Source organism: Sphingobium sp. TomTYG65 (genome assembly GCF_055395525.1).
The window spans coordinates 633,009-659,550 of record NZ_AP027331.1; the positions used below are offsets into that span (position 1 = coordinate 633,009).

Below are 26,542 nucleotides of genomic sequence, written 5' to 3' on the forward strand. Positions count from 1 at the left end.
CAGCGACGCCGTCGGGCCGAGCCTGTCGGAGTTCGCGCGCGTCCTTCGACAGGCTCAGGACGAACGGGGGTGCTGAGTGAATATTCCGCTCAAGCGCTCCAACATCCTTGCCTCGCCATCCGCCGTGGCATCGACCGGCTCAAATTCCAGCTCGGCCAGTCCGTCATAGTGCTGATCCGATATCTGGCGCAGGATCGCCGTCCAATCGAGCTGGCCAAGGCCGGGATCGACGCGATCACTTGTCCCGGCGGGTACATCGGCAAACTGGATCAGGCCGATATCCTGCGCGCACGCGGCGAGAGCGGACGGCACATCATGGCCCATCATTGCGACATGGCCGGTGTCGAACATCAAGCGCACCGAAGGCATGGCAACAGCGCGCACCATGTCGACCCCGTCCTCCAGCCGGTTGAGAAGCAGGCCGGGGATACGCTTTTCGGCGATCGGCTCGACCAGAAGCATCAGGCCGTGCTGCTCCGCGATTTCGGCGTTGCGCTTCAGATTTTCGGTCATCGCTGCGATCTGTTCCTTGACGGAACGATCCGGATCCAGCCCTGCCACGCACACCGCCGCGGTTCCGCCGAAACGTTCGGAAAGGCTACCGCTCAACGCGACGCTGGCCCGCACGGCGTCGCGCCCGGACTCATCCCCCGCGCTCCAGAACGGCTTGTTCCAATGCAGGGGATCAGCCCCCAAATTGGTCAGGGCAAGGCCGCGACGGGCCATATGGCTGGCGAGAGCCGCCTGCTCCTCCGCAGGCCGAAGCTTCAGGAACAAATCCTGCAAGCCGGCAAAGCCGTGATCGGCCAGGGCATCAACCTGATCCACCGGGTCGGCCGAACGGCCAAGATGCGCAAGCAACGGCTTGTCCGGCGCGCTAAGGCCCAGATGGCCCGCGAGACGCAGCGCGCCGGTCACCGGCTGACTTCCGCGACAAAATCCAGCAGCGCCTTGTTGAAGGCTTGCGGCTGTTCCTGCTGGAGGAAGTGACCGGCTTCGGGAATGGCGATAATGTCGCGAAGGCCGGGGACGCGCCGCTTCAATCTCTCTTCCCACTCAGGGAAGAAACCGAAGGACGGGTCCTTCGCGCCATAGAGGAACAGCGTCGGCGTCTCGACATCATGATCCGCCCAACGCTCCCCGCTCGTCCAGTTCGCGTCGGCGGTGCGGTAACTGTTGAGCCCGCCGATGAAGCGCAGCATTGGTTCGGCGTCGACATATTCGGCAACGAAGCGGTCGAACTCGCCCTCGCTCAGCCACGGCCAAGGGAGCGGCGGCGCTGGTGGCAGTACGTCGAGATAGCCGCTCCCGATCGAGGACGCCGTCTTCCAGCTCCACAAGTCACCCTTTGACGAGAGAGCGTAGAAAAGGCGCGCTAGAAATTCGCGGGCATTCTCCGCCAGTTCGCGCTCTGCAGGACCGATCTGCTGGAAATAATGGAAATGAACAAAATGCTCGTGCGCCATCGCGGCGAAGCGCTCGCTAGGCAGGTGGTCGGGCGAGGAGGCTTCCGGTTGAGCCGGAGCATCGGCGGGGTAGCGCGGCGCGCTGCCCAACATCGCGCGGCCTGCCAGGTCATAATCATAGGGGATGGTGGCGATCAGGCCCGCAACCCGATCAGGCGCACGGACGGCGAGGTTCCAGGCATATTGCGCACCGAAATCTTGGCCGACAATGACGGCTCTCTGTGCGCCATAATGGTCAAGCAGGGCGATCAGATAGTCCTGCATGCGGTCGGACGCATAAGCGGCCGGATCGCTGGGGCGGTCACTGCCACCATAGCCCAGGCTGTCAATGGCGACCGCCCGATAGCCCGCCTCCGCCAGCGGAGCCATCTGATGCCGCCACGACCAGGCCAGACCCGGAAAGCCGTGGATCATGAGGACGAGTGGCCCCTCCCCCTGTTCCACCGCGCGCAGGCGATAGCCGCCGACGTCGATCCGCTGTTCCTTCACAGGCAAGCGCCCTCCTCTCCACAGGCGATCCGCCACGCGAGGCCTGCAATCTCGCCTGCGCGGGCGCCATGGACCGCGGCGGCTTCGCTGGACGCATTGCCGCTGATGGCGCGGTGATAGACGCCCTGGCGGATGGCCGCATTGCGGAACATGGCGAGCGTGAGGGCGTAGCGCCAATGAGCCGGATCGATGGCCCCCGCGCCGCTGCGCTCCGCATAGGTACGGAGATACTCGGCCTCACTCGGAATGCCGAGCGCGGGCAGGTCCGCATCTGACAGGCCGCGATAGCCTTCCTTCGGCACGCGCCAGGCCATGACGTGCTGGGCAAGGTCGGCGAGCGGATGGCCGAGCGTCGAAAGCTCCCAGTCGAGGACCGCAATGATGCGGGGTTCGCCTTCCGCGAAGATGATATTGTCATTGCGATAATCGCCATGGACGATGCGGCTGGCTTCAAGGCCGGGATCATTGGCGGGCAACCATTCGATCAGCCGCTCCATCACCTCGATCCGTTGGGTTTCGGTGGCACGGTATTGCTTCGTCCAGCGGCCCGCCTGCCGGGCGAAATAATTGCCGGGCTTGCCATAATCCGAGAGGCCCACATCAGCCGGATCGATGGCATGGAGCGCGGCCAGAACCCGGTTCATTTCGTCATAGACGGCCCCGCGCTCGCCGGGGCTCAGGTCCGGAAGGCGGGCGTCCCAGAAATTGCGCCCCTCCGCATAGTTCATCACGAAGAATGGCGTGCCGACGATGCTCGCATCCTCGCACAGCGCGAGCGGACGGGCGACGGGCACGGCGCTGTCCTTGAGCGCATCGGTCACCCGATATTCGCGCTCGATCGCATGGGCTGAGGGGAGCAGCACCCCATCGGGCTTGCGGCGCAGAACGAAGCGCGGCTGCCCATCCACCGACAGCAAATAGGTGGGGTTGGACTGCCCGCCCGCGAACTTCTCCGCGCTGATCTCCCCGTCCGCGCCCGGCACATGATCGCACAGCCAAAGCGCCAGACGCGTCGTGTCGAGCGTGCGGACGTCAGTCATATTTCGCCAGTTCGAGGCGGCCCAGCTGATGGCGGTGCACCTCGTCCGGACCATCGGCGAAGCGGATCTTGCGGGCGTGGGCATAGTAGCTCGCGAGGAAGAAATCCTGGCTGATCCCCGCCGCGCCATGGGCCTGCATCGCCCAGTCGATGACCTGACAGGCCATGTTGGGCGCGGCGACCTTGATCATCGCGATCTCCGCCTTCGCCACCTTGTTGCCGACCGTGTCCATGCGGTGCGCCGCGTGCAGCGTCAGCAGGCGCGCCTGATCGATCATGATGCGGCTGTTGGCGATACGTTCGATGATGACGCCCTGTTCGGCAAGCGGCTTGCCGAAGGCGACGCGCGACTTCACGCGGCGGCACATGGCTTCCAGCGCCCGTTCTGCCATGCCGATCATGCGCATGCAGTGATGGATGCGTCCCGGCCCCAGCCGCGCCTGCGCGATTTCGAAACCGCGGCCTTCGCCCAGCAGCATGTTGGAGGCCGGCACCCGGACATTTTCGAACAATATCTCCATATGCCCGTGCGGCGCGTCATCATAGCCGAGCACGGTCATCGGCCGCAGCACCGTGATGCCGGGCGTGTCGCGCGGCACCAGGATCATCGACTGCTGCTTGTGCTTTGGCGCACTGGGATCGGTCTTGCCCATGAAGATCATGAGCGCGCAGTCCGCCTCGCCCATGCCGGAAATCCACCATTTGCGGCCGTTGATGATATAATCATCGCCGTCGCGCACGATCGAGCTTTCGATATTGGTCGCGTCCGAAGATGCGACCTGCGGCTCCGTCATGGCAAAGGCCGAACGCATCTCGCCCGCCAGCATGGGTTTCAGCCAGCGTTCCTTATGCTCCTCCGTCCCGAACCGCTCCAGCGTTTCCATATTGCCGGTATCGGGCGCAGCGCAGTTGAAGACCGCGGGGCACCAATGGACCCTGCCCATCTCCTCGCACAGCGGCGCATATTCGAGGTTGGTGAGCCCCGCGCCATGCGTGCTCTCGGGCAGGAAGAGGTTCCACAGCCCCGCTTCCTTCGCAAGCGGCTTCAGCTCGTCGACCAGTGTGACATGCGCCCAGCGGTCGCCGGTCGCGACCTCTTCATAATAGCGCTTCTCATTGGGATAGATGTGCGCGTCCATGAAGGCGCGCAGCCGGGCGAGCAGGTCGGCGGTCTTGGCGTTGGGCTCGTAGCTCATGCGTAAAAGCCCCTGCCCTCACGCGCATATTGCTCCAGCAACGGCGCGGGCGTCCAATAGGCATCGCCCTGCTCGGCACGGAACGCCTCTATCCTCGCCAGCACCTTGTCGAGGCCGATCTGGTCCGCCCAGTGCATCGGCCCGCCGGTGTAGCTCGGCCAGCCAAGCCCGTTCACCAGCGCCACATCGATCTCATGCGGCCGGGGAACGATGCCCTCGCTCAGCAGCTTCGCGCCCTCATTGACCATGGCGTAGAGCAGCCGCTCGCGAATTTCGTCCTCGCCAATCTCGCGCAGGGAAAGGCCATGCTGCTCGGCATGCGCGGCGATCATCTCGTCGGTCAGCGGGTTGGCGCTGGCCTTGCGGTTCTCGTCATAGCTGTACCAGCCAGAGCCCGTCTTTTGCCCCAACCGCCCGGCGGCGACCATCTGTTCGGGGAAGTCGGCGCGCAGTTCGCGCTCCGTCGCCGTCGCTGCGCGGGCCTTGCGCGCGGCCGCCTGCACGTCGAGCCCGGCCAGATCGCCCAACGCGAACGGCCCCATGGGGAAACCGTAGGACAGCAGCACCTTGTCGATATCGGCCGGCTTTGCGCCTTCCTCCACCAGGAAGAAACCCTCGCGTGACCGCTTGGACAGCATGCGGTTGACGATGAAGCCATCGCATACGCCCGACAGGACAGACAGCTTCCCGATCCGCTTGCCGAGCGCCATGATCGTGGCGACAACTTCCGGATCGGTCTTCGCCGCGCGGACATTTTCCAACAGGCGCATGACATGGGCGGGATTGAAGAAGTGCATGCCGCACACATCCTCCGCCCTGCCCGACGCCTCCGCCAGGGTGTCGATGTTGAGGAAGCTGGTGTTGGACGCCAGGATCGTGCCGGCAGGCGTCACTTCGCCCAGCTTGGCGAAGACGGCCTTCTTGATCTCCAGATCCTCGGTCACCGCCTCGATCACCAGTTGGACCACCGACAAGTCCCGCGGATCGTCGCTGGTCGTGATCAGCGCCATTCGCTTGTCCATCGCCTCCTGCGACATGCTGCCCTTGGCGACCGAAGAGGACCACATTTTCGTGATAGCTTTCATGGCGGCTGCAATATTGTCCTCATCCAGCCCGACCGCGACGACCGGAAGGCCCGCGCTCGCCAGCGCCATGACGATGCCCCGGCCCATGACGCCAAGGCCGATCACGCCCACCCGCTCGACGGGACGGGTTAGGACATCCGCTGCCAGACCGGGGATGCGCGCGACTTCGCGTTCGGCAGCGAACATGTGACGCAGCGCCTTGGACTGAGCGCCGTGCATGCACTCACGGAAGATGGCGAGTTCTTGGCGAACGGCCTCATCGAACGGCAATTCATAGCCGAGCCGCATCGCGTCCAGCGCGCGCAAGGGCGCGGTCTGCCCGCGCATCTTCTTCGCCACGGTCTTGCGGGCTTCGTCGAACAGCGCCGGATCGTCCGCGGGCATGGACAGGGTGGAGGAACTTCGCGGCCCCTTGCCCTCCGCCACCAGTCCCTCGGCAAAGGCGCGCGCCTCCGCCGCCAGATCGCCTCCTGTAGCGACAGCATCGATCAGGTTGGACTTCAACGCATCGTCGGTGCCGATCTGATTGCCCTCCGTCACCAGCTTGATCGCGGTGGCGAGGCCAGCGAGACGCGGCGTCCGCTGCGTGCCGCCCCCACCCGGCATCAGGCCCAGCTTCACCTCCGGAAAGCCGAATTTCGTGCCCGGCGCAGCGATGCGATAATGACAGGCCAGCGCCACCTCCAGCCCGCCGCCCAGCACCGTGCCATGGACGGCGGCGATGATCGGCTTTGGCGAATGGTCCATCATTTCCATGACCAGTGGCAGGCCCGGATCGGCCATCGGCTTGCCGAATTCCTTTATGTCGGCGCCTGCGATGAAGGTCTTGCCCTCGCAACGGATGACGAGCGCTTGGAGAGCTGGGTCGGATTCAAGCTGACGGATAGCTTCGGCCAAGCCCCGCCGCACGCTGGCGGACGTCGCGTTGACGGGGGGATTGCCGATCACCGCTTCGGCGATCGCGCCATGGGTTTGGAAGCTGACTGTTTCTGACATGGGACGATTCCTGTTCAGGATGCGGGTGCGACGGTCAGGAGCACCTTGCCCTTGACCTTGCGTTTCTCGAGATGCTGGAGCGCGGCCACTGCGTCCGGCAGGGCGAAACGGGTATCGATGACGGGCTTCAAAGAGCCTTCCGCCAGCCAACTGAGCAGCTGACGCATGTTCGCGCCATGCGCCACCGGGTCGGCGCGGACGCTATTGCCCCACAGGACGCCGACGGCCGACGCGCTTTTCAGAAGCAGCAGATTGGCGGGGATCGACGGGATATCTCCGCCAGCAAAACCGATGATCAGCAGGCGACCGCCCCAAGCGAGGCTCTTCACCGCCGTCAGGTTCATGGGTCCACCCACCGGATCATAGACGACATCGACGCCCTTGCCGTCCGTCAGCGCCTTGACCCGTTCGCGCAAATCCTCCTGGGCATAGTCGATCAACTCGTCCGCGCCCTGCGCCTTCGCCAGCGCCAGCTTGTCCGCGCTCGACGCGGCGGCGATCACCCGCGCGCCCATGCGCTTGCCGAGTTCCACGGCGGTCAGGCCAACGCCCCCACCCGCGCCAAGCACCAGCAGCGTTTCGCCCGGCTGGATGTTCGCGCGGTCCTTCAGCGCATGGTAGGATGTGCCATAGGTGATGGCGATGCCTGACGCGACTTCCAGATCAACTCCCTCCGGCACGGGCCAGACTTGAGTCGCAGGCACGCGCACCTGTTCGGCGAACGCACCGCTGCCGGTAAAGGCAATCACCCGGTCGCCAAGTGCGAAGCCTTCAACGCCCTCACCCCCGTCAGCGACATGTCCCGCGGCCTCGCTGCCAGGCACGAAGGGCAAGGGCGGCTTCGTCTGATATTTTCCCTGCACGATCAGGACGTCGGGATAGTTGACCCCAGCCGCGACCACATCGATCACCACTTCGCCTGGCCCGGCTTCGGGCGCGGGAAATTCGCCATGACGAAGGTCTTCAACCGGCGCGAACGCCTCACAGATCATGGCTTTCACATCACTCTCCCAAGTCACGCCAACCGGCATGCAGCCCTTGACTAGGCTTTGTTCGGCCATGCTACCATTTCGAAATTCCGACACATAGCGTCAGAAAAACTGATGGATCAGGAAGCGGAAGCGCGATTTTCCTGATTTACCCATTCCTCGCCCATCTCCCGCGCAAAATCCCGGAAGGCGCGGCAGGCATGGGGCTGCTCGGTGTCGCGACGGCTGACCAAGCTGACGATGCGAGTGAAGTGCAGTTCGGGAACGGGCAACTCCACCAACTCGCCGCGCGCAATCTCGTCAGCCACGGTCAGGCTGGACAGGCAGGCCAGCACGGCCCCCTCGCCAACAATGCGTTTGATCGCCTCGACGCTCTCGCCTTCGAACACGATGTTGAGCGAGTTCAATGATTTCAGCGCTTCGACCGTGAAAGATATGCGCTCGCTCGACAATGTCTTTTCCAGCGCCCAGGGGTGGTCCGCCAGTTCCGCCAGCGGCACGGTCGCGCGCCCGGCGAGCGGATGGTCCGGAGCCGCGCACACCACCAGCCTGTCCCGCAGCCAGGGTTCGGCCTCCAGATAGCTGCTGTTGACGGGGGCGCCGACGAAGCCGACGTCCAGCGCCATGTTGCGCACCCCCTCCATCACCTCGTGCGACGGCATGATGCGCATTTCGACGCGAACGCCGGGATGGCGGCGCATGAAGGCGGCGCACAGACGCGGCAGCACATAATCGCCCACCGGCACGGCCGCGCCGATGCGCAGCCGTCCACGCACCTCCTCCGGCAGGGACAGCGACTCCATGTCGGCCACCTGCACCAATATGCCGCGCGCCATTTCCAGCATCGGGCGGCCCCGATCGGTGAGCAACATGCGCCGTCCCGACCGGGCGAACAGCTCGACGCCCAGATGCGTTTCCAGATCCTTCAGCGACATGCTCGCCGCCGAAGGACTAAGGCCGATTTCCTCCGCCGCGCCCGCCACGCTGCCGGTGCGGGCGACGGCTTCGAAAACCGCGATCTGGCGTAATGTTATCCGCACCGGCTCCTAACGCAGCTCGCCCCGGTGCATCGCCTCGGCCCGTGCCTTCAGCGCCTTCGCGCTGTCATTGAAGGCACGCGTCACCCACTCGCCGCAGAAGCGCATGACATGGATGCCGTTGGGGCCGGTGAAGGCGTCCGTCGATTGATAGCGGCACTTTTCCGGACCCAGCTCTTCGATGATCTGATCGCGGCGGGCGGGATAGGGCCAGGCTTCATTGTCGGGCAGTTCCCAGGACAGCAACCGGCCCGGCTCAAAGGCGCAGACATATTCGCAATTGGGCGCGAGCGACCCCGGGTTGGCGTAGTTGACCAGCCGCATATAGACCGGCGCGCCCATTTCCAGCGTCGATTCCGCCCACACGCAAAAAGGGTTCCATTCGCCATAACGAGCCATATCGGTCAGAATATTCCAGACGACCATGGCGGGCGCATCGATCTCGACCGGATCAGAAGCAACCAATGTTGCCGGGTCATAGATCGCGAACGGATCGAACCGTTCCACGGTCGGGCTCTCTACAGACATCCTCTTCTCCTTGGCTTGTGCAACCGCCTGCCGCAATGGGCGGCGCGGCGTGTATGACCGGCAGGCGGGACCACGCAAATGCTGTGAACCGGAGCATCTCGCCCGCTTCTTTGCGTAAAGCATAGCATGGGTAGGTCGCGGGTCAATGTCATCAACAGCGGCATATCAGGCTTGACCTGCGTATCATATTGACCAATTCAGCACGCAAGACGTCACACAGGCACCCTATCGCCGAGTCCGGCCGTGCTGACATGCGACAAGCAGAAACAGACGCGCGCTTGCCGCGCGGGAGAGAAGATGGCCGACACTTACGACTTCATCATCGCGGGCGGCGGGTCTGCCGGATGCGTGCTCGCCGGACGCCTCTCGGAAAATCCGCGCAACCGCGTGCTGCTGCTTGAGGCGGGCGGCAAGGACAATAGCGTCTTCATCCATGCGCCAGGCGGTCTGCTGCCCATCATGTATCGCGGCATGTTCCAGTGGATGCACGTCAGCGTCCCCCAGACCCATGCCGGCGGGCGGCAGATGTATACGCCGCGCGGCAAAGTGTTGGGCGGGTCGTCATCGATCAACGGCATGGTCTATGATCGCGGCGCGGCTGGCGATTATGACGGCTGGCGGCAACTCGGCAATGAAGGGTGGAGCTATGACGATGTGCTCCCCTATTTCAAGAAGCTGGAGGATTTCCAGTCGGGCGGCGAGGAATCTTATCATGGACGCGGCGGCCCGGTGGTCGTCACCCGGCCCGGCATCCATAATCCGCTGGCAAAGGCTTTCCGCGATGCGGCGGTCGCTGCTGGCGTGCCTTATAATGACGATCCCAGCGGGTCGCAGCGGGAGGGCGTCGTGCCCGCCGACGTCACGGCTTCGGCGGGCTATCGCTGGAGCGCCGCGCGCGCTTATCTGAAACCTGCACTGCGCCGTCCGAACCTGCGCGTCATCACCGGCGCGCATGTAGAGCGCGTGATCGTGGAAAATGGCCGCGCCACCGGCGTCAGCTGGCGGCGCGCGGGGCAGCTCGAACAGGCCAGCGCATCACGCGAGGTGATCCTGTCGGCAGGTTCAATCCATTCGCCGTGGATCCTCATGCTTTCCGGTATCGGCGACGGCGATCATTTGCGCCAGGTGGGCGCGCCGGTCGTCCATCACCTGCCGGGCGTCGGGCAGAATTACCGCGACCATGTGGCGGTCAGCGTGAAGCAATATTGCACGCAGCCCGTATCGCTCTTCAACGTGTTCCACCCGCTGGTCGCGGCGAAGGCGGTCGCGAACTTCCTGCTGTTCCGCAAGGGACCGCTCGCCAACCCGCCTGCCGAAATCGGCGCGTATCTCAAGACCATGCCGGGCGCGGAATATCCCGATGTGAAGGTGCATTTTGCCATGGCTCTCTATGAAGCGATGGGCCGCAAGCTCATCATGGAGCATGGCTATTTCGCGCATATCGACCTGCTGAACCCCGAAAGCGTGGGCGAGATCAAGCTGACCGGCCCGGACGCCTCCGCGCCCCTGTCGATCGATCCCAACATCCTGTCCACCGCCAACGACATGGCGATGGGCCGGGCCGCGATCCGGGCCGTGCGCAACATCTTCGCGCAGAGCCCATTCGACCCCTTCCGTGGCGAAGAACTCGCGCCCGGCGCCAGCATCCAGTCCGATGACGAACTGGACGCATATCTGCGTGAGACCGCGGTTTCCGACATTCACGCCGTCGGCACCTGCCGCATGGGACATGATCCCATGGCCGTCGTCGATCCGCAATTGCGTGTCCGTGGCGTCGCCGGGCTGCGTGTCGTTGACGCCTCCGTCATGCCGCGCGTGCCGGGTGGGAACACCAACGTCCCGACCATGATGGTCGCCGAAAAGGCGGCCGACATGATCCTGAAGGCTTGAAGGGATCGCCAGATCGCATGCGGGAAGATCGCTCAGCGACCAGCCATATGGGCGCTCCCGGCGTAAGGGCTTTACCTCAGCGTTTGGATTCGCAACCTTCCGCGCGAAAGAATGACATAGGAGAGGCGAATGTCTGATCTACGTTTCGACGACAAGGTGGCCATCGTTACAGGGGCTGGCGGCGGTCTTGGCAAAGCCTATGCCTCGCTGCTCGCGAAGCGCGGGGCCAAGGTGCTGGTCAACGACCTCGGCGGCAACTTCCAGGGCGAAGGCCGGGATGGCGGCTATGCCGAAGCAGCGGCGCGGGAAATCCGGGACGCAGGCGGCATTGCAGAACCCAATGGGGACAGTGTGGCGACCTCGGCCGGCGCCAACGCCATCGTGCAGGATGCGCTGAGGCGCTGGGGCCGGGTCGACATATTGGTCAACAATGCGGGCATTGTCGGCGCGTCCGGCACCCTCGACACGGTCACGGACGAAGAATGGGAAAAGGACATGGCCGTGTCGGCCAGCGGCACTTTCTACCTCTGCCGCGCAGTCTGGGAAGGCATGCTGGACCGCGACTTCGGGCGGATCGTCAACATCTCGTCCGGTTCCTGGTTCGGCATGGGCAGCGGGGTGCCCTACCCGGCCGCCAAGGGTGCGGTGTGGGCGATGACCCGCTCACTCGCCGCCGCGACCCGCGCGCTGGGCAAGAATGTGAAGATCAACGCAATCATGCCGATCGCGGGAAGCCGCATGACCCAGCTCATGGGCCCCGAAATTCACGGCCTCATGGAACGCGATTTCCCCGCCCGCGCCGTCGCCCCGGTCGTCGCGATGCTCGCGCATGACAGCGCGCCCTGCAATGGCGAGATGTTCACGGCGGGCGGCGGCGGCTACACCCGCGTGTTCGCGGGCGTTACCCAGGGCTATCGCGCCACGGATAAGGATTGGACGCCCGAAACGGCCCTTGCACAATTTGACAAGGTGATGGACACGAGCGGCTTCCACATTCCTGAAGGATCGATGGACGAAGCTGCCCTCTACACATCGGATGTGCCATGGGAAGCGTTCAAGGCCTTCATCAAATAAGTCAGTTCAACAAGGAAAGCAGGTAAAATGACCGGAAGGTTGCAGGACAAGGTCGCCATCATCACCGGTGGCGCGCGCGGCATGGGTGAAGCAACGGTGCGCCTGTTCGCCCGCGAAGGCGCAAAGGTCATCATCGCCGACGTGCTGGAGGCAGAAGGCCAGGCACTGGCCGCCGATCTTGGCGAAGCTGCGATGTTCCAGCGGCTCGACGTGTCGGACGAAGGCAGCTGGACCGCGCTGGTCGATGCCGTCATCGCCCGCCATGGCCGGATCGATGCGCTGGTCAACAATGCGGCGGTCGTGGCGTTCGGCCCGATCACCGACTTGACCGTTGCAGAGATTGACCGCGTCCTGGGCATCAACGTCAAGGGCACGATGCTGGGAATAAAGCATGTCGGCGCGAAAATGTGTGCTGCTGGACGCGGGGCCATCGTCAACATATCGTCGGTGGACGGCCTGCGCGGCGTCAACTCGGTGTCTCTCTACAGCAGTTCCAAATGGGCGGTGCGCGGCTTTACCAAGAGCGCGGCGATGGAGTTCGGCCATCAGGGCGTGCGGGTCAATTCGGTGCATCCCGGCGGCGTGAACACGGTGATGGGCAATCCCCAGGCACTGGAGGGCGACGCGAAGAACTACGGCTATGAACGCGTACCGTTGCAGCGGATCGGCGAGCCCGAGGAAATCGCCGCCGCCAGCCTCTTCCTTTGCTCGGACGAAGCCAGCTACATCTGCGGCGCTGAACTTGCGGTCGATGGCGGTTGGACGGCCGGCTATTACCACCACTATCTGCCCGCTGCTCCGGCATCGCTGACATCGATCTAATCACTTCCCTTACGGAGAAGCATGAACATGACTGAAGAAGAAAAGGCCTTTTCAGGCGGCGTGGCCGTCATCACCGGCGCTGGCGCGGGTATCGGCATGGGCCTCGCCCGCCGCTGCGGCCAGATCGGCATGACCGTCGTCGTCACCGACATCGACAAGGCCCGCGCCGACAAGGTCGCCGCCGAAATCGTCGCGGCGGGCGGCAAGGCGGAGGCTATCCAGCTTGACGTGTCCAAGCCCGAAGCGCTCGACGCCCTTGCGCAGGACGTGTTCGACCGCCATGGCGCGGTCCGCCTGCTGATCAACAATGCCGGTATCGAAACCATCGGCAATGTCTGGGAAATTCCGACCGCCCGCTGGGAAACGACGCTCAACGTCAACATCCATGGCGTCGTCCATGGCGTACGCGCCTTCGTGCCGCACATGCTGCGCGTGGGCCAGGAAGCCTGGATCGCCAACCTCGCCTCCGTCGGCTCGTTCGGCCAGATGCCGACGCAGACCGCCTACATCATGAGCAAGCACGCGATCCAGTCGTTCAGCGAGTGCCTCTATCTGGAAATGCAGGTCGCCAAGGCGCCGATCAACGTCTGCTCGATCATTCCGGGCATGCTGAAAACCAGCATCTTCGACGCGGAAGCAGGCGTGGGCGAGCCGGAAAGCGCCGCAGGCCACCGTGCGACCATGGCGCATATGATGGCCAATTACGGTATGGACCTGGACGAAGGCTGCCGCGTCTTCGTCGAAGGCATGGCCGCCCGCAAATTCTGGATCTCCAGCCAGCCGGACATGACCGAACAGTCGCTTGCAGGGCGGATCGCCTTCTTCCAGAGCCAGAGCAATCCCGAACTGGGCGAGCAGCAGCGCGCCTTGCTCGGCATCTGACGAGATGGCCGGGCGGGTGTCCCCCGCCCGGCTCCCCTCCAAACGGCCACTTTCCGCCCTTCTGTATCTCCGACTTTTCCCGAATGCGAAAAGGCCGCCAATGCGGGATCAGAGGTTCGCAACATAGCTAGGAGAAGGTGAGATGAAGACCCACGTGATCGTGACTGGCGCGGCAGGCGTGCTGGGCCAAGCCGTGACGAAAGCGTTGGAAGAGGCTGGGCACAAGGTGACCGGCATCGACCGCGCGCCGGACCCTGGCACAGCGGGTACTGGCGCCTATCTGGGCAACGTCGATCTCACCGATCCTGCGGCCGCCTCCGCAGCGATTGACGAGGCGATCGGCGCGGGCGGCCCGTTGGGAGCGCTCGTCAATGTCGCGGGCACTTTCCGCTGGGAAACCATCGGGGATGGCGACATCGCCACTTGGGCCACGATGTTCGACATCAACCTGCGCACCGCGGTCAATGCGGTACGGGCGGCGCTGCCCTCCCTTCGTGACGGCGGTGGGTCCGTGGTCAGCATCGGCGCGGCCTCCGCGATCAAGGCGGCAGCTGGCATGGGCGCCTATGCCGCGAGCAAGGCGGGCATCGCCAAGCTGACCGAAGCCTTGGCGGAGGAAGAAAAGGACAATGGCGTGCGCGTCAACGCCGTTCTGCCCTCGATCATCGACACGCCAGCCAATCGGGCCGACATGGCCAGCGCCGATTTCGCCCGCTGGGTTTCGCCCGCGCAGATCGCGAGCGTCATCGCCTTCCTGCTGTCCGATGGCGCATCCGCCATCACAGGCGCGTGCATCCCTGTCACCGGCCGCGTCTGACCTTTCCGATAAGCGGGCGGGGATACGTCCCCACCCACTTATCGCCGGGATCAGGCGGCTGTCTCTTCCGCAGTCGCCTTCTCATGGATCAGGAAATCGTCGAGCTTGGGCTCGCGAGACTCATTCCAATAGTCGAGCAGGCGAAACGGCCAGGAGCCGATCACCCGGCCCTTGCTGTTCTTGTAATAGCTGTTGGCCTTGGGATGGGTCCAGATCATCTTGGGCATCTGGCCCTGTACCAGATCATTGAACGCGGCGTTGGCGTCTTCCGTCGGCTCCATCGCGCTCGCACCGGTTTCCACCAGATGATCCAGGCACTCCAGGATATAATGCACCTGCGCCTCCGCCATCAGGTTGACGCCCGCGCCATGATTGGGACCCGCATTGGGACCCATGATGTGGAAATAATTGGGGAAGCCCGGCACCATCAGTCCGAAATAGCCGACCGGGTCTTCATCGCCCCATAGATCCCGCAGATTGACGCCACCGCGCCCGACGATGTCCAGCCATCCCGCCATGCGCGCCACATCATAGCCGGTCGCCAGGATGATGGCATCGACCGGATGTTCGGCGCCATCGACGGTGCGGATCGCACCGGGCAGTATCCGCTCGATCCCCGCCGTTTCGAGCGTCACATTGTCGCGGCGGAACATGGTGAGCCAGTTAGTGTCCATGACGATCCGCTTGGAAAATACCGGGCAATCCGGCGTCAGCTTTTCCATCAGGTCCGGCCGATCGCCCAACTTCGCCTCCAGATTGGCCATGCAGAACTTCCGCAGCCGTTCGTTGACCAGCGAAACGGACGGGCTGTCGGCGGGCCATTCGGGGTCTTTGATCAGGTTGGAATAAAGCCCATCCGATCCGGTCCAGTAAATGCCGAAGCGGAACCAGGCGAGATAGAAGGGGATGTGCCGCATCGCCCATTGCACGCCTTCGGGCACCTTGGCGGCCGCCCATTCGCTTGGCACCACCCAATGGCCGGACCGCATGAAGACGGTGAGATGCTCGACGTCATCGACGATCGCCGGGCCGCATTGCGCTGCGCTCGCGCCCGTGCCGACCATCGCGACCCGCTTGCCCTTCAGGTCCAGGTCCGGATCCCACTCAGCGGTGTGGACCAGCGGCCCTTCAAAGTCCTTCAGCCCTTCGATCTTCGGCCAAACCCAGCGGCTCAGCCGTCCATGCGCGTTGATGACGGCATTTGCCCGCACCGTGGACTTGCCGCCATGCTTGTCGTTGAGTTCAACCTCCCACACCTGATCCGCTTCGATCCAGCGCATGCCGAGAACTTCGGTTTCGAAATGGATATGGTCGCGCACCCCATAGCTGTGCGACGCGCGGATCAGATAATCGAGCATCTCGCGCCCGCGCGGGCGATAGGTGGACCATTCCGGATTGAGCGCAAAGGAATAGGAATAGAAATGGCTCGGCGTATCGACGCCCGCACCCGGATAGCGCGCCACCCACCATGTACCGCCGACCTCGGGGTTCTTCTCGATCACCTCGAAATCATAGCCGCCTTCCTTCAGCTTGATGGCCGCGGCAAGTCCGCTGATTCCCGCGCCGATGATCAGCACCTTGAACCCCTGCGGGATCTGCTGGCGTGCGGGGCGGTGCGAACGGTCATGCTGCGGGCCCAGACCCGATTGTTCGAGCAGCAGCGGAATGAACTCTTCCGAAACCGGCTCGCCCATGCCGACGCTCATGATGCGCTGCAGCAGTTCAGGTTCAGGAATGGAGAGGTCCGCTTTCCCCCGGCTCGTCAGCAACGCCCGCATCTTCTCGCGCAGTTCGGCGGCAAGATCCTCGGGAATATCGGTGCGCTTGCCCGAACTCAGCGAATGAATGTGCGGCTGAAACCGGTCCAGCAGGGCCATGTCGCGGCTCAGATGCACATAGGTCATCAGCAGCGTCGGCAGGTCAGCCGCCGCCAGCGCAGCGTGCAGCGCCTGGTCATCGGCAAGGGGCAGTTCCTGTTCTCGGGTCAGCGTCACGGTCATCAATCTCTCTCCTTACGCTGCCTGGGCTAAGAGCCCGTCGTGACGGCAGCAACGTCCAACCGCACCGATCCGGATAGGAGGAAGAGTGAGGACCGGCGGCGTCAGTTTCACCATCGGCCCGTCCCATTCATCGTCTTGCGGGACTATGTTCGGGCAAGGGCGGAAATAGCCCCTGCTGCATCCTAAAATCCCCAACTTCCTACGCAAGAAGTTGACATTATGGCGTGGGAGGTCACAGTTCGCGTGAAGTTTGCGGGAGGGGAACGGCGCACCGGCTATTAGCTTGGCGTGCCCCGCCGCCCGCGTGGAAACATCCGTACCGGAATGGGGCTGTAATGAGTAATTGGGATAAGGAAGTCGATATCCTCGTGGTCGGGTCGGGCGCGGGCGGTCTGCTTGCTGGCCTGGTCGGCGCGCATAACCGTGCCGATGTGCTGATCGTGGAGAAGGCTGACCTGTGGGGCGGCACGTCGGCCACCTCGGGCGGCGGCATCTGGATTCCCGGCAGCGACGTGGCGAAGGCCGCGGGCTTTGAGGATAATCTGGACGACGCCTTCACCTATCTGCGCGCGCTGTCGGCCGACAATGTTCCGGACGAAAATATCCGCGCCTTCGTCGACAATGCCGCCCCCATGCTGCGCTGGGTCATGGCGAACACGCCGGTCCAATATATGGCCTTCCCCTATCCCGATTATCATGCGGAAAATCCCGGTGGCTCGGCGCAGGGCTACCGCACCCACCTGCCCCTGCCGATCAGCGGAAAGCCGCTCGGCAACGAGGTCCGCTCGCTGCGCTTCGCATCTCCTGCGGCCAGCCTGTTCGGTTATATCAACTGGCACTTCACCGAAACCAGCGAACTTCTCTACCGCACGAAGGGCTGGATGAAGAACCTGGCCATCAGCATGGCGCGCTACTGGCTCGATCTCCCCTTCCGCCTGACCTCGCGCAAGGACCGTCGCCTGACGCTGGGCAATGCGCTGACCGGCGGCCTGCGCATGTCGCTGAACAAGATGGGCGTGCCGCTCTGGCGGAACACGCCGCTGATCGACCTGGTGCGCGAAGGCGATCGCGTGACCGGCGCGATTGTCGAAAAGGACGGCAAGCCCTACCGCATCGGCGTTCGCAAGGGCGTGGTGCTGGCAGCGGGCGGGTTCGACAAGAACCAGACGATGCGCAACGCCAACGCACCGCTCTACCCCACTGCCCAATATTCAGGCGGCGTTACCAGCAATACCGGCGACAGCATCCGGGCCGGCGAGGCGATCGGTGCAAGCACATTGAACCTCCAATCGGCGTGGGCAGCGCCGGTTTTCTACGTCCCCGGCGAAGATCGCGGGCGGCTTTGCACCATCGAACGCGCACTGCCGGGCTGCATCATGGTGAACCAGGGCGGCAAGCGTTACCTGAACGAAGCCGCTTCCTATCACATCGTCGGGCAGCAGATGGCGCGGCGCGATGCCGAACATGGCGACGCCAATCCCAGCTGGATGATCTTCGACCACGCCTATCGCCACAAATTCCCGATGGGGCCGCTCTACCCGCTGATGCCCACCTTCCTGCATAATAAGGGCGTGCGCAGCATTCTGAAGCAGGGCCGCTCGATCGAGGAATTGGCGCGCAAGATCGGCGTCGATCCGGCAGCGCTGTCCGAAACGATTGCCCGCTTCAACACCCACGCGGCTAAGGGCGAAGACCCTGAATTCCACCGTGGCGAAGCGGCCTACGACAAAATGTATGGCGATTTCCGGCACGGCCCCAACCCCTGCCTGCGCCCGCTCGACAAGGGCCCCTTCTACGCCCTGCCCATCTACCCCGGCGATATCGGCACCAATGGCGGCCTGCTCACCAATGCCAAGGCGCAGGTGCTGGATGATAGCGGCGAGCCGATCACGGGCCTTTACGCGGTCGGCAACAATGCTGCGTCCGCCATGGGCGAAAGCTACCCCGGCGCTGGCGTCACGATCGGCCCGGCCATGACCTTCGGCTATGTCGCCGCCCGCCACATGACCGGGGCCAACGCATGATCGAAGACAACCGGCGGCAAGTGATTCGCTTTTTCGAAGGACTTACCGCCGGAGCCTTTCCGGACGATCTCTTCGCCCCGGACCTGACGTGCTGGACCACCGCCTCGGGTAAGATGGATGCGTCCCTGTACCGCGCCGTGCCGCAGATGCTGAAGTCCGTCTTCCCGGCCGGACTTGCCTTTGACATCGACGCCATCATCGCCGAAGCGGACCGCGCCGCAGCGCAAGTCCGGTCCGAGGGCGTCTTCGACGGCGATCAACTCTACACCAACGACTATGCCTTCATCTTCAGCTTTCGGGAGGGCCGCATCGCCTCCGTCGCCGAACATCTGAACCCCCTGCGCGTGCCCGAAGCGCTGGCGGCGCGGATGATGGCGGCCCTGCGCGGCTGATGAGTACCGCCGCCGCACCGACGATCCGCATCGCCGCCGCGCTGATCGACGACGACAGCGGCCGCATGCTGCTGGTCCGCAAAGCCGGGACGCCCTGGTTCATGCAGGCGGGTGGCAAGATCGAACCGGGCGAAACCCCCTTCCGCGCTCTGCAACGCGAACTGCTCGAAGAAGTGGGCCTGGCGTTGCAGGAGGACGAAGCCCGCTACATCGGCCAATTTTCCTCACCCGCCGCCAATGAAGCAGGCCATGTCGTGCAAGCGGACATATTCCATGTCCGCGTCCGCCCGCCCCTCGCCGTCGGCGCGGAGATTGAGGAAGCCGTCTGGGTCGATCTGCTCGAAGCAGAGCCCATGCCCCTCGCGCCGCTCACGCGAACCCATGTCCTTCCACTCGCGTCGAGGATGCGCGCCTAGCTGCTCGGCTTGCTGTCAGACGCCGTTCAGCCGCCTCGCTTCATCCGTCACCACCCGCCGCCATTCGATCCGCACCAAATCCGTGCCGATCTCCGCCTCCAGAAACAGCCGGTCTCCGGAAAAGGCATAACGGCGCGGCTGTTCGGAACCGATCCAGTCGGGATACCAGGCGCCATCGACATGATGAGTGATGACGCCCGCCATGGCATCGATCGAATAGCGGCCGAAATAGCCGCTATAGCCACGCATCGACGCGCCAAGTTCCTCGTCGCTCACCTGATAGACGCTGGGCTTCCCGAACAGTGGCCGGTCGGTCCGCATCAGGTGGCAACTCATATGGCCATCGGCGCTATACATGATCTGGCCGATGGCGTCGGTGCCGAAGGGATAATCCTTCGTCCCGTCCGCATGAAAGGTCGTCCACAGCACCAGCTGCCATCCGCCGGTAAAGGCAGCGAAGGCTTGCGCTGCGCTCATCTCGGGTGGGGTCAGTCTCTCTGGCAGGCCGCTCATGCCTTGGCCTCTTCCCGCCGGATCAGCGACAGCGGCTTGGTCCCGGGCGGATAATGTTGCGGCCGCCCCGGATTATAGGCATCGTTCAGCACCCCAATGAAGGCCATGTCATTATAGGGGTCGGACGGCGGATCAAAGGATATGCCCCGCCGCCGCAGGTCGGCCATGAAAATCTCCGCAACCATGTCGTGGGTCAGGTCGTCGCGATGATCGGAATGGAGCTTAAGGTCATCCAGGTCATGATAGACCTCCGCATTCCAATGCAGCATCAACCGCAGGTCGTCCGTATGCAGCACCGCGTTGACGGCGTCCCCCGTCTTCATCAGCCAGCGGTCGCGGTCATCCGGATCGACGCCCAACTCCGTGTCGAACGTCAGCCCTTCATAGATGCGCCGCTCGGGCGGACCATTTGACTCGGGCCGGTGATACATGCGCTCATTCTGGCAGATCAGGCCCTTGTTCCACATCGGCGCGGTGACACGCTGCGGCTGTCCCGCAATCCCGTCCGGCCAATAGGTAAAGCCGCCGGTCGGGCATTTGCACCACCATGCGACGACCTGCGTCATCTTCACCATCCACCGGTCGAACAACCCCGACTTGCCCATCAGCGACATGATCCACAGCGGCGCATTTTCCTTCCGGATGCCGCGGAAAGTCACGCCGTCTATGTGGCCGGGATCGGTCGCCTCGAACGGCCCTGAAAGACTGAAATACATGAAGGTCGGCCGCGCCAGTTCCGCGCCCCAATAGGCCCGCGCATGGGCGCGCAGTTTGGGGTCGAAGAATATGTCGTCCAGTTCGGTATAATAGCTGGTCCCATGGCTCGCGACCCAGCCGCGAAACTGCGCGACGATGAAATGGTCCATGGACATGTTGGGCTGGATACGGCCGGTCGTCGAAGCCGCGATCTGCTCGACATTCTGGAATCGTCCCTTGGTCACCATTGGCCAGGGACCATAGTCGCGGATCATGTCCATCAGCATAGCGTGCTGCGCGGGCGTATAGACATTGTCGATCTGAATGGGCGGCGCGACTGGCCGCATGTCCGCGGCCGTACCGGTTGCGATGCTTGCCACCTCGTCCTCCTCTCCGTGCCCGGCTATTGGCCGCCGGTGCGAGGCCCTGGGAAAGGATGATGGCATCATGGCCAGGCGACCGCCAGCCGCCAGCCCACCGCACATGCAACCTTCCGCCTGACCGGAAAGAAAAAGGGCCGGGTTTCCCCGGCCCTCAGACTGCTGACAAACCCCGTCGTTATTGCGGCGGGGTTTTCTTTTGAAGATTTTGCGGTGCTGGTTTTGTGAGAATGGCGGTGGGCGATCTTGTTCAAGCCGGGCGGGGGTTTGGCTGGCGGGTCAGGGCGAGGGCGATCTTCTTGATGTTCTGGGCGGCTGCGGCGAGGAGGCACTGGCAAGCGACCCTTATTCGGCCTCGGAAGCGCGCATAACGGTGACCATGTAGCTGCTTGGCGTCGGCGAAGGAGCGCTCGACGGTTTCCTTGCGGCGCTTGTAGACGGCCTTACCCCAGGGGGTGAGACGATGGCCCTCGCATCGGTCCCTGGCGTCCTGCCAGACATGGCGGGTGATGACGCGTTGGGGCTTGGCGGCGCTGGTGCAGGAGGCGAGCAGCGGGCATTGCCGGCAGATCGCAGGATCAGACTTGTAGTGGCGATAGCCATGGCGATCGGTCGTGGCATAGGGCAGCAGCTGGCCTTCGGGACAGCGATAGCTGTCCTGGTCCGGTTCCCAATGGAAGCGGCTCTTGCGCATCATGCCAGGCTTAGGCGGGGTCGGGTTGCGATAGCCGGTGACACCAAGAATGCCGCGCTCCTCTAGCCCTTGAGCAATGCCCGCAGTGGCGTATCCGGCATCGAGCCCCACCGCCGCGACAGGAAAGCCGAAGCGCTCGCGCTGCCGGTCGAGGCGTCCGAGATAGACGATCGAATCATGCACATTGGCAGGCGTGGCAAAAGTATCGGTGATGATCCCTAGCCGCCCGTCCACGGTGCGGTGGTCGAGATAGAAAAAGCCCTTGGGCTTGCCGTCCCGGACCATATAGCCGCTCTCCGGATCGCTGCGCGACAGCTTGGTCTCGGCCTCAACGGCCCTGCGCTCCTTAGGCTTAAGCGGCTTGAGGCCGCGTTCCCGTCGCTCCTGGGTAATCGCGGCGTCGAGCGCCTCCCAATAATCCGAGCACGATTTAGCGACGACTGCCTTGTCATATTTGTTCTTGTTGGCGTTGGCCTTAAGGTGGGTGCTGTCGGTGTACAGCACGGTACCATCCACCAGGCCATGGCCGATCGCCTGCTCGACAATCCGGTCGAATATCTCCTGCGCCACACTCGTGTCGCCATAGCGGCGCCGCCGGTTCTGCGACAGCGTCGAGGCATCGAAGACCGCATCGGTCAGCCGCAGCCGCAGGAACCAGCGATAGGCAACGTTGACCTGGATCTCGCGGACAAGTTGCCGTTCCGAGCGAACCCCAAACAAATAGCCAAGGAACAGCGCCTTGAACATCAGTGTCGGATCCAGCGCAGGCCGCCCATTGTCAGAACAGTAAAGCGACGCCGTCAGCTCGTGGATGAACGAAAAATCAATCACCGCGTCGATCTTGCGCAGCAGGTGATCCGCAGGAACCAACTCCTCGAGTGTCACTATCTCGAGCGCAGTCTGCTCAGGTCCAGGCTCTCTCAGCATAGCCTACAGAATCACAAACCCCCAGCTCACGCCAGGGGTTTGTCAGCAGTCTGAGGGCCGGGTTTCCCCGGCCCTTTCTTTTATTCGCCGCCGAAGCGATATTTCAGGCGCAGCCCGTACATGCGCGGCTCGCCGTAGAGCGTGGACTGATACAGCAAACCACCCTGCTGGAAGACATTGGTGTTGCTGATCCGGTAGAGCTTGTTGGTCGCATTGGTGACGAACAGGCCAACATCGAATCCGCTGCCAGCAACGCCGTTCCAGTCGAGCGACATGTTGAGCAGGCCGAACGCTTCCAGATAGGCGCCTGGCTGCAATGCGGGCACATTGCCCGGATCGGTGTACTGACGCGACGTGTGCGAATAGTTCACGAAGAAGTTCAGCTTACCCATGTCCTCGCCGACCGGAACCGTGGCATTGGCGTGAATGCTCCAGATATAGGGCGAAACATATTGGAAGGGCAGGCAAGCCAAATCTACCGTGCCACCCGGCGCGACGACGCCGTTGCAGCCGAAGCCGCCGGTCAGTGTAGTATATTCATACTTCTTGTACTTCGCGTCGGTGTGGCTGAAGTTGCCGCCGATCTCCAAGCCCTGGAACGGCTGCATCGAAGCTTCCACCTCTACACCCTTGATCCGTGCGTCGGCGTTGCGAACCACCGCACCACCGGCGCCCGACGCCGGATTGAAGTCGCCACCTGCCCGTTGGATGTTCTTGTAATCCAGCAGATAGGCGCTGGTATTCAAGCGGAAGGGAACGTCGGCAATACGGAAGTCGGCCTTGAAGCCAGCTTCATAGGACGTAACCGTTTCTGGGTCGAAGGTGCGAGTATTGGTGAACACTGCCTGCTGATTGAAGCCACCAGCCTTGTAACCACGGCTGACCTTCCCGAACAGCAACACATCACGCATCACCTTGTAATCGAGGCCGATCAGCCAGGTCGAAGCCTTGCTGTTCAGCTCCGCGGTATAGGTGCAGTCCGCCACTGCGGTCGCGATGGGCACGGACTGACCTGTAGATGAGCAAGTCGCAGTTCCACCTGCGGCGGGCAGGAAGGCCGTGGAATAGCCACGGATTTTGTCCCAGGTATGGCGATAGCCGCCGGTCAAGCGCAGTCCTTCAAGCGCTGGCGACACCGCCCCGAAATCAAACGTCGCCTGCGCGTAAAGCGCCTTTGACGTCTGCGTCGTGCCATAGGTGCTGTAGTTGCCCGGGCAGAAGCCGGTGAAGGCCGCCGGACAGTAAACGATGGCGCTGCCCGCCTGCGTACCGCTAGGCCGCTGATCATAATAGAAGCCGCCGACCGTGTAAGTCAGTTGCTTGTCCAGCGTGGAACCCTGCAACTGCAATTCTTCCGTGAACTGCTTCAGGTCGTCGCGTGGAAGGCCGGGATCGGCCTCGTTGAAATAGGTCAGCGGCGTATTGTCGCCGGGCAACACCACCTGACCCGGCGCTGGGAGGCGATTGGGATCGACGTCATGCTGCTGCAGGACCGTACCGTCGCTGTCATAAGCATAATCCAGCTTCAGCTTCTGGAAGCTGACAATGTTGCGCAGCGTCAGCTCATCACTCAGTTCAACATCGGTCGTGTTAGTGATGCCCCAGGTCTTGGTGCGCGAGAAGATATCGACACCCAGCGCGGTCTGGCGGGGGCCTAGTGCGTCCGCACGCGCCGTAGCGGCGCGATATACGTCGCATGATGCAACCGCACCCGGAATGGTCGGCCCTTCTACACAGAAGGGCCTCGGATTGCCCTGTGCATCCCTCAGGCTCTTCAGGCCCTCGATGTTCCAGCCCTTATGCACGAAGCCCGAGCCATTGTTGCTCGACTTCGCGCCATAGATCATCGTGTAGTTTTCGATGGTTTCCGTCGGCTTGAAGGTGATGCCGATGCGGCCCGAATACCAATGTTCGTCGTCGCGATCCTTGTTCCACACGACATCGCGCGTGTAACCGTCGCGATCGTGGAAGGCGCCGACGACGCGGACCAGCAGCTTGTCTTCGATGACCGGAATATTCACCGCGCCTTCGACATAGCGGCGGTCATAATTGCCGATTTCACCCTTGATCCAACCGCCGAAAGTGTCGGTCGGCTTCTTGGGCACCAGCAGCACCGCGCCGCCGGTCGTGTTGCGGCCGAACAGCGTGCCCTGCGGACCTGACAGAACCTGAAGATTTTCCAGATCGACGAAGTTGCCTGGGCCGCCCTGCTGGCTTAGCGTGATGCCTGCGGGCAGCGGGACTTCGTTCATGTAGACGACGACGCCCGGCGAAGCCTGGAAGGTCGCGCCCTGGCCGCGGATGGTGAAGGACTGCGCGTCACGCGATCCCTGGCCGTTCGGACCAACGATCAGCGAGGGGACGCTGGCCTGCAGGTCCTGTTCCTTCGCAATGCCCTGCTGCTCCAGCCGGTCGGGCGAGAAAGCGGTGATGGCGATCGGAACGTCCTGATTGCGTTCCTGGCGACGGTTGGCCGTAACGATGATGTCGGCAATGCCACCACCCTGTTCGGCCGCCTGCGGCTGCGCTTCGGTCTGGGCGAAGGCGGCGGGCGCGAGCAGATTGACGGCAACACCGGCCATCATGCTGGTGGCGAGAAGCGGCAAGCGCTGCCGCCGGCGAATTTCAGAAAACATTGTGACTCTCCCTGCACAGTTGAGCGAGGCGCGCGGCATCGCTGCCGTCGCCGGATTTCCTCTCCAGATTTTTTGTTTGTTATTTCGTTGCCGATGACGTCTTCAGCGCGTCATTCGGAAGGGCCGCAGACCCCAGGCGCTAAGCCTGGCGCGGTCAACGGTGATCATTAACTAAGCTGAGCGGCGCAGCGCCTTAGCTGGAATAGCGCCTTCATCGGCAGCGGTGCGCGCAATCGTCCCCGGCCCTGCCGGGCTCGGTGCGCTCGCAACCATCATCTTGTTCAGTAGCACGCATCCACTCCCTGAATTCTCACGGCGCTATCTACCCAGGCCGAACCGGTCGCCGGGTGCTGCGCTCTTGTTGTTGGTGGTCGAATAGGGAAGAGGAACCAGCAAATCAATATGGCAATCATTATTAAATGTCGTTTTGGTCTTTGTAATTCGTAGAAAAATTCCTGATTGTTGCGCATATGCGACACCGGCGGGGGAGTCGGATCAGCCTTGTCGTTTTTCGAGGATGTGAAGAAAAGCATGTCCTTCTAGAGGCCTTGTCTCCCCGCGATTAGGGACAAAAGCATGACCGCATCCCCATCCCCGCAGGGACGAAAAATCCTGATCACCGGTCCCGCCGGTCAGATCGCCTTCCCGCTCGCCCGTGCCCTCGCGCGCGACAATGAAGTCTGGGGCATCGCGCGTTTCACCGATGCCGCACAACGGCGCGAAGTGGAGGAGGCGGGCATCCGGACCCTCGCCATCGACCTTGCCCAGCCGGATTTCTCCGAACTGCCGCGCGACTTCACCCATCTGCTGCACCTCGCCGCCACCGTGCAGGGCGACGATTATGATGGCGCCATCAGCATCAATGCCGAAGGCACCGGCCTTCTCCTATCCCACTGTCGCGGGGTCGAGGCTGCGCTCATCATGTCCACTGTCTCGGTCTATAAGCCGCATCCCGACCCCTGCCACGCCTATCGCGAGGATGATCCGCTGGGCGACGCGATGCTGCCGGGCATGGCCGCCTATTCCGTGGCGAAGATCGCGCAGGAGGCCGTCGTCCGCTATTGTGCGCGAGAGTTCAACATTCCCGTCACCATCGCGCGCATGGGCGCTTCCTACGGCCCGCGCGGCGGCCTTCCCACCCTGGTCGCTCAGGCCGTGGCGCAGGGCCGCCCATGGATCACGCGGTCGGACCCCTGCCCCTATAATCCCATCCATGACGACGACCTGTTCGCCCAGCTTGCCTCTCTACTCGACGCCGCCAGCGCCCCCGCCACGATCGTCAACTGGGCCGGTGACGAGATGGTGAGCGTGCAGGACATGGCGGCCTTCGCCGGTGAGTTGCTCGGTAAGCCCGCCCGGATCGAGATCACCCCAGCCCCCGGCGCGCAGCCAGGCTCCGGCGTCGACAACAGCCGCCGCCTCGCAATCACCGGGCCATGCCAAGTCGGCTGGCGCGACGGGCTGCGCCGCGTGCTGACGCAGCTTTACCCCGGCCAGCTTGCAACGGACGATACGCCCTTGCCGTCCCGCGCCTGAACGGCCACGCTCAACATG

Annotated in this window: 22 protein-coding genes; 9 read left to right on the top strand and 13 right to left on the bottom strand. The window is 63.4% G+C overall.

All coding sequences use genetic code 11. The features are described from left to right. Positions 1-54 precede the first annotated feature (54 nt). From ACZ5Y5_RS16720 to ACZ5Y5_RS16755, 8 genes are all read right to left on the bottom strand, one after another. A complete protein-coding gene (locus tag ACZ5Y5_RS16720) occupies positions 55-918 on the bottom strand; it encodes a TIM barrel protein (protein ID WP_464811599.1) in 864 nt (287 codons plus the stop codon). Further along, positions 915-1,955, bottom strand: coding sequence for an alpha/beta fold hydrolase (locus tag ACZ5Y5_RS16725; RefSeq protein WP_464811634.1), 1,041 nt, complete (start codon positions 1,953-1,955; stop codon positions 915-917). The genes ACZ5Y5_RS16720 and ACZ5Y5_RS16725 overlap by 4 nt, the downstream gene beginning before the upstream one ends. Further along, a complete protein-coding gene (locus tag ACZ5Y5_RS16730; RefSeq protein ID WP_464811600.1) occupies positions 1,952-2,995 on the bottom strand; it encodes a phosphotransferase family protein in 1,044 nt (347 codons plus the stop codon). The genes ACZ5Y5_RS16725 and ACZ5Y5_RS16730 overlap by 4 nt, the downstream gene beginning before the upstream one ends. Further along, the gene (locus ACZ5Y5_RS16735) at positions 2,988-4,190 is read right to left on the bottom strand and encodes an acyl-CoA dehydrogenase family protein (protein ID WP_464811601.1); all 1,203 of its coding nucleotides are present in this window, start codon (positions 4,188-4,190) and stop codon (positions 2,988-2,990) included. Before ACZ5Y5_RS16735 ends, ACZ5Y5_RS16730 begins: the two co-directional genes overlap by 8 nt. Then, complete coding sequence (locus ACZ5Y5_RS16740; protein WP_464811602.1) at positions 4,187-6,271, bottom strand: 3-hydroxyacyl-CoA dehydrogenase NAD-binding domain-containing protein; 2,085 nt, start codon at positions 6,269-6,271, stop codon at positions 4,187-4,189. The genes ACZ5Y5_RS16735 and ACZ5Y5_RS16740 overlap by 4 nt, the downstream gene beginning before the upstream one ends. A 14-nt stretch (positions 6,272-6,285) precedes the next feature. Beyond that, positions 6,286-7,272, bottom strand: coding sequence for an NADPH:quinone oxidoreductase family protein (locus tag ACZ5Y5_RS16745; RefSeq protein WP_464811635.1), 987 nt, complete (start codon positions 7,270-7,272; stop codon positions 6,286-6,288). Between the two features lie 107 nt (positions 7,273-7,379). Then, complete coding sequence (locus ACZ5Y5_RS16750; protein WP_464810559.1) at positions 7,380-8,300, bottom strand: LysR substrate-binding domain-containing protein; 921 nt, start codon at positions 8,298-8,300, stop codon at positions 7,380-7,382. 6 nt (positions 8,301-8,306) lie between these two features. Beyond that, a complete protein-coding gene (locus ACZ5Y5_RS16755) occupies positions 8,307-8,825 on the bottom strand; it encodes an SRPBCC domain-containing protein (RefSeq protein WP_464810560.1) in 519 nt (172 codons plus the stop codon). Positions 8,826-9,122: 297 nt separating this feature from the next. Here ACZ5Y5_RS16755 and ACZ5Y5_RS16760 point away from each other — a divergent pair, with 297 nt between their 5' ends. The 5 genes from ACZ5Y5_RS16760 to ACZ5Y5_RS16780 all read left to right on the top strand — a co-directional run bounded on the left by ACZ5Y5_RS16760 (position 9,123) and on the right by ACZ5Y5_RS16780 (position 14,310). Further along, positions 9,123-10,715 (top strand): GMC family oxidoreductase, encoded by a 1,593-nt coding sequence (locus ACZ5Y5_RS16760; RefSeq protein WP_464810561.1) that lies wholly within the window; start codon positions 9,123-9,125, stop codon positions 10,713-10,715. 129 nt (positions 10,716-10,844) lie between these two features. Beyond that, entirely contained in the window at positions 10,845-11,789 is a 945-nt protein-coding gene (locus ACZ5Y5_RS16765; protein WP_464810562.1) for an SDR family NAD(P)-dependent oxidoreductase, read from the top strand. A gap of 27 nt (positions 11,790-11,816) precedes the next feature. Beyond that, on the top strand, positions 11,817-12,611 hold the full coding sequence (locus ACZ5Y5_RS16770) for a glucose 1-dehydrogenase (protein ID WP_464810563.1): 795 nt from the start codon (positions 11,817-11,819) through the stop codon (positions 12,609-12,611). A 27-nt stretch (positions 12,612-12,638) separates the two neighbouring features. Next, on the top strand, positions 12,639-13,493 hold the full coding sequence (locus tag ACZ5Y5_RS16775; RefSeq protein ID WP_464810564.1) for an SDR family NAD(P)-dependent oxidoreductase: 855 nt from the start codon (positions 12,639-12,641) through the stop codon (positions 13,491-13,493). A 142-nt stretch (positions 13,494-13,635) separates the two neighbouring features. Then, on the top strand, positions 13,636-14,310 hold the full coding sequence (locus tag ACZ5Y5_RS16780) for an SDR family oxidoreductase (protein WP_464810565.1): 675 nt from the start codon (positions 13,636-13,638) through the stop codon (positions 14,308-14,310). Between the two features lie 50 nt (positions 14,311-14,360). Here the strand turns inward: ACZ5Y5_RS16780 and ACZ5Y5_RS16785 are convergent, their stop codons facing one another. Beyond that, on the bottom strand, positions 14,361-16,310 hold the full coding sequence (locus ACZ5Y5_RS16785; RefSeq protein WP_464810566.1) for a flavin-containing monooxygenase: 1,950 nt from the start codon (positions 16,308-16,310) through the stop codon (positions 14,361-14,363). Between the two features lie 335 nt (positions 16,311-16,645). Here ACZ5Y5_RS16785 and ACZ5Y5_RS16790 point away from each other — a divergent pair, with 335 nt between their 5' ends. Genes ACZ5Y5_RS16790 through ACZ5Y5_RS16800 form a run of 3 tightly spaced genes read left to right on the top strand, consistent with a single transcriptional unit; the run spans position 16,646 to position 19,142 of the window. Further along, positions 16,646-18,334: an FAD-binding protein gene (locus tag ACZ5Y5_RS16790; protein WP_464810567.1), complete on the top strand. Its 1,689-nt coding sequence runs from the start codon at positions 16,646-16,648 to the stop codon at positions 18,332-18,334. After that, on the top strand, positions 18,331-18,726 hold the full coding sequence (locus ACZ5Y5_RS16795; protein ID WP_464810568.1) for a nuclear transport factor 2 family protein: 396 nt from the start codon (positions 18,331-18,333) through the stop codon (positions 18,724-18,726). Before ACZ5Y5_RS16790 ends, ACZ5Y5_RS16795 begins: the two co-directional genes overlap by 4 nt. Then, on the top strand, positions 18,726-19,142 hold the full coding sequence (locus ACZ5Y5_RS16800) for an NUDIX hydrolase (protein WP_464810569.1): 417 nt from the start codon (positions 18,726-18,728) through the stop codon (positions 19,140-19,142). The genes ACZ5Y5_RS16795 and ACZ5Y5_RS16800 overlap by 1 nt, the downstream gene beginning before the upstream one ends. Positions 19,143-19,157: 15 nt before the next feature. Here ACZ5Y5_RS16800 and ACZ5Y5_RS16805 read toward each other — a convergent pair whose 3' ends face one another. From ACZ5Y5_RS16805 to ACZ5Y5_RS16820, 4 genes are all read right to left on the bottom strand, one after another. Further along, positions 19,158-19,655, bottom strand: coding sequence for a lipocalin-like domain-containing protein (locus ACZ5Y5_RS16805; protein ID WP_464810570.1), 498 nt, complete (start codon positions 19,653-19,655; stop codon positions 19,158-19,160). After that, positions 19,652-20,731, bottom strand: a complete 1,080-nt coding sequence (locus ACZ5Y5_RS16810) for a hypothetical protein (protein ID WP_464810571.1) — start codon at positions 20,729-20,731, stop codon at positions 19,652-19,654. Before ACZ5Y5_RS16810 ends, ACZ5Y5_RS16805 begins: the two co-directional genes overlap by 4 nt. Positions 20,732-20,981: 250 nt before the next feature. Then, complete coding sequence (locus ACZ5Y5_RS16815; protein WP_464809024.1) at positions 20,982-22,352, bottom strand: IS1182 family transposase; 1,371 nt, start codon at positions 22,350-22,352, stop codon at positions 20,982-20,984. An 80-nt stretch (positions 22,353-22,432) separates the two neighbouring features. Further along, complete coding sequence (locus ACZ5Y5_RS16820) at positions 22,433-24,988, bottom strand: TonB-dependent receptor (protein ID WP_464810572.1); 2,556 nt, start codon at positions 24,986-24,988, stop codon at positions 22,433-22,435. Positions 24,989-25,564: 576 nt separating this feature from the next. Here ACZ5Y5_RS16820 and ACZ5Y5_RS16825 point away from each other — a divergent pair. Beyond that, positions 25,565-26,524 carry an NAD-dependent epimerase/dehydratase family protein gene (locus ACZ5Y5_RS16825; protein WP_464810573.1) on the top strand — a complete coding sequence of 320 codons (960 nt, stop codon included), beginning with the start codon at positions 25,565-25,567 and terminating at the stop codon, positions 26,522-26,524. Positions 26,525-26,542: the final 18 nt, after the last annotated feature.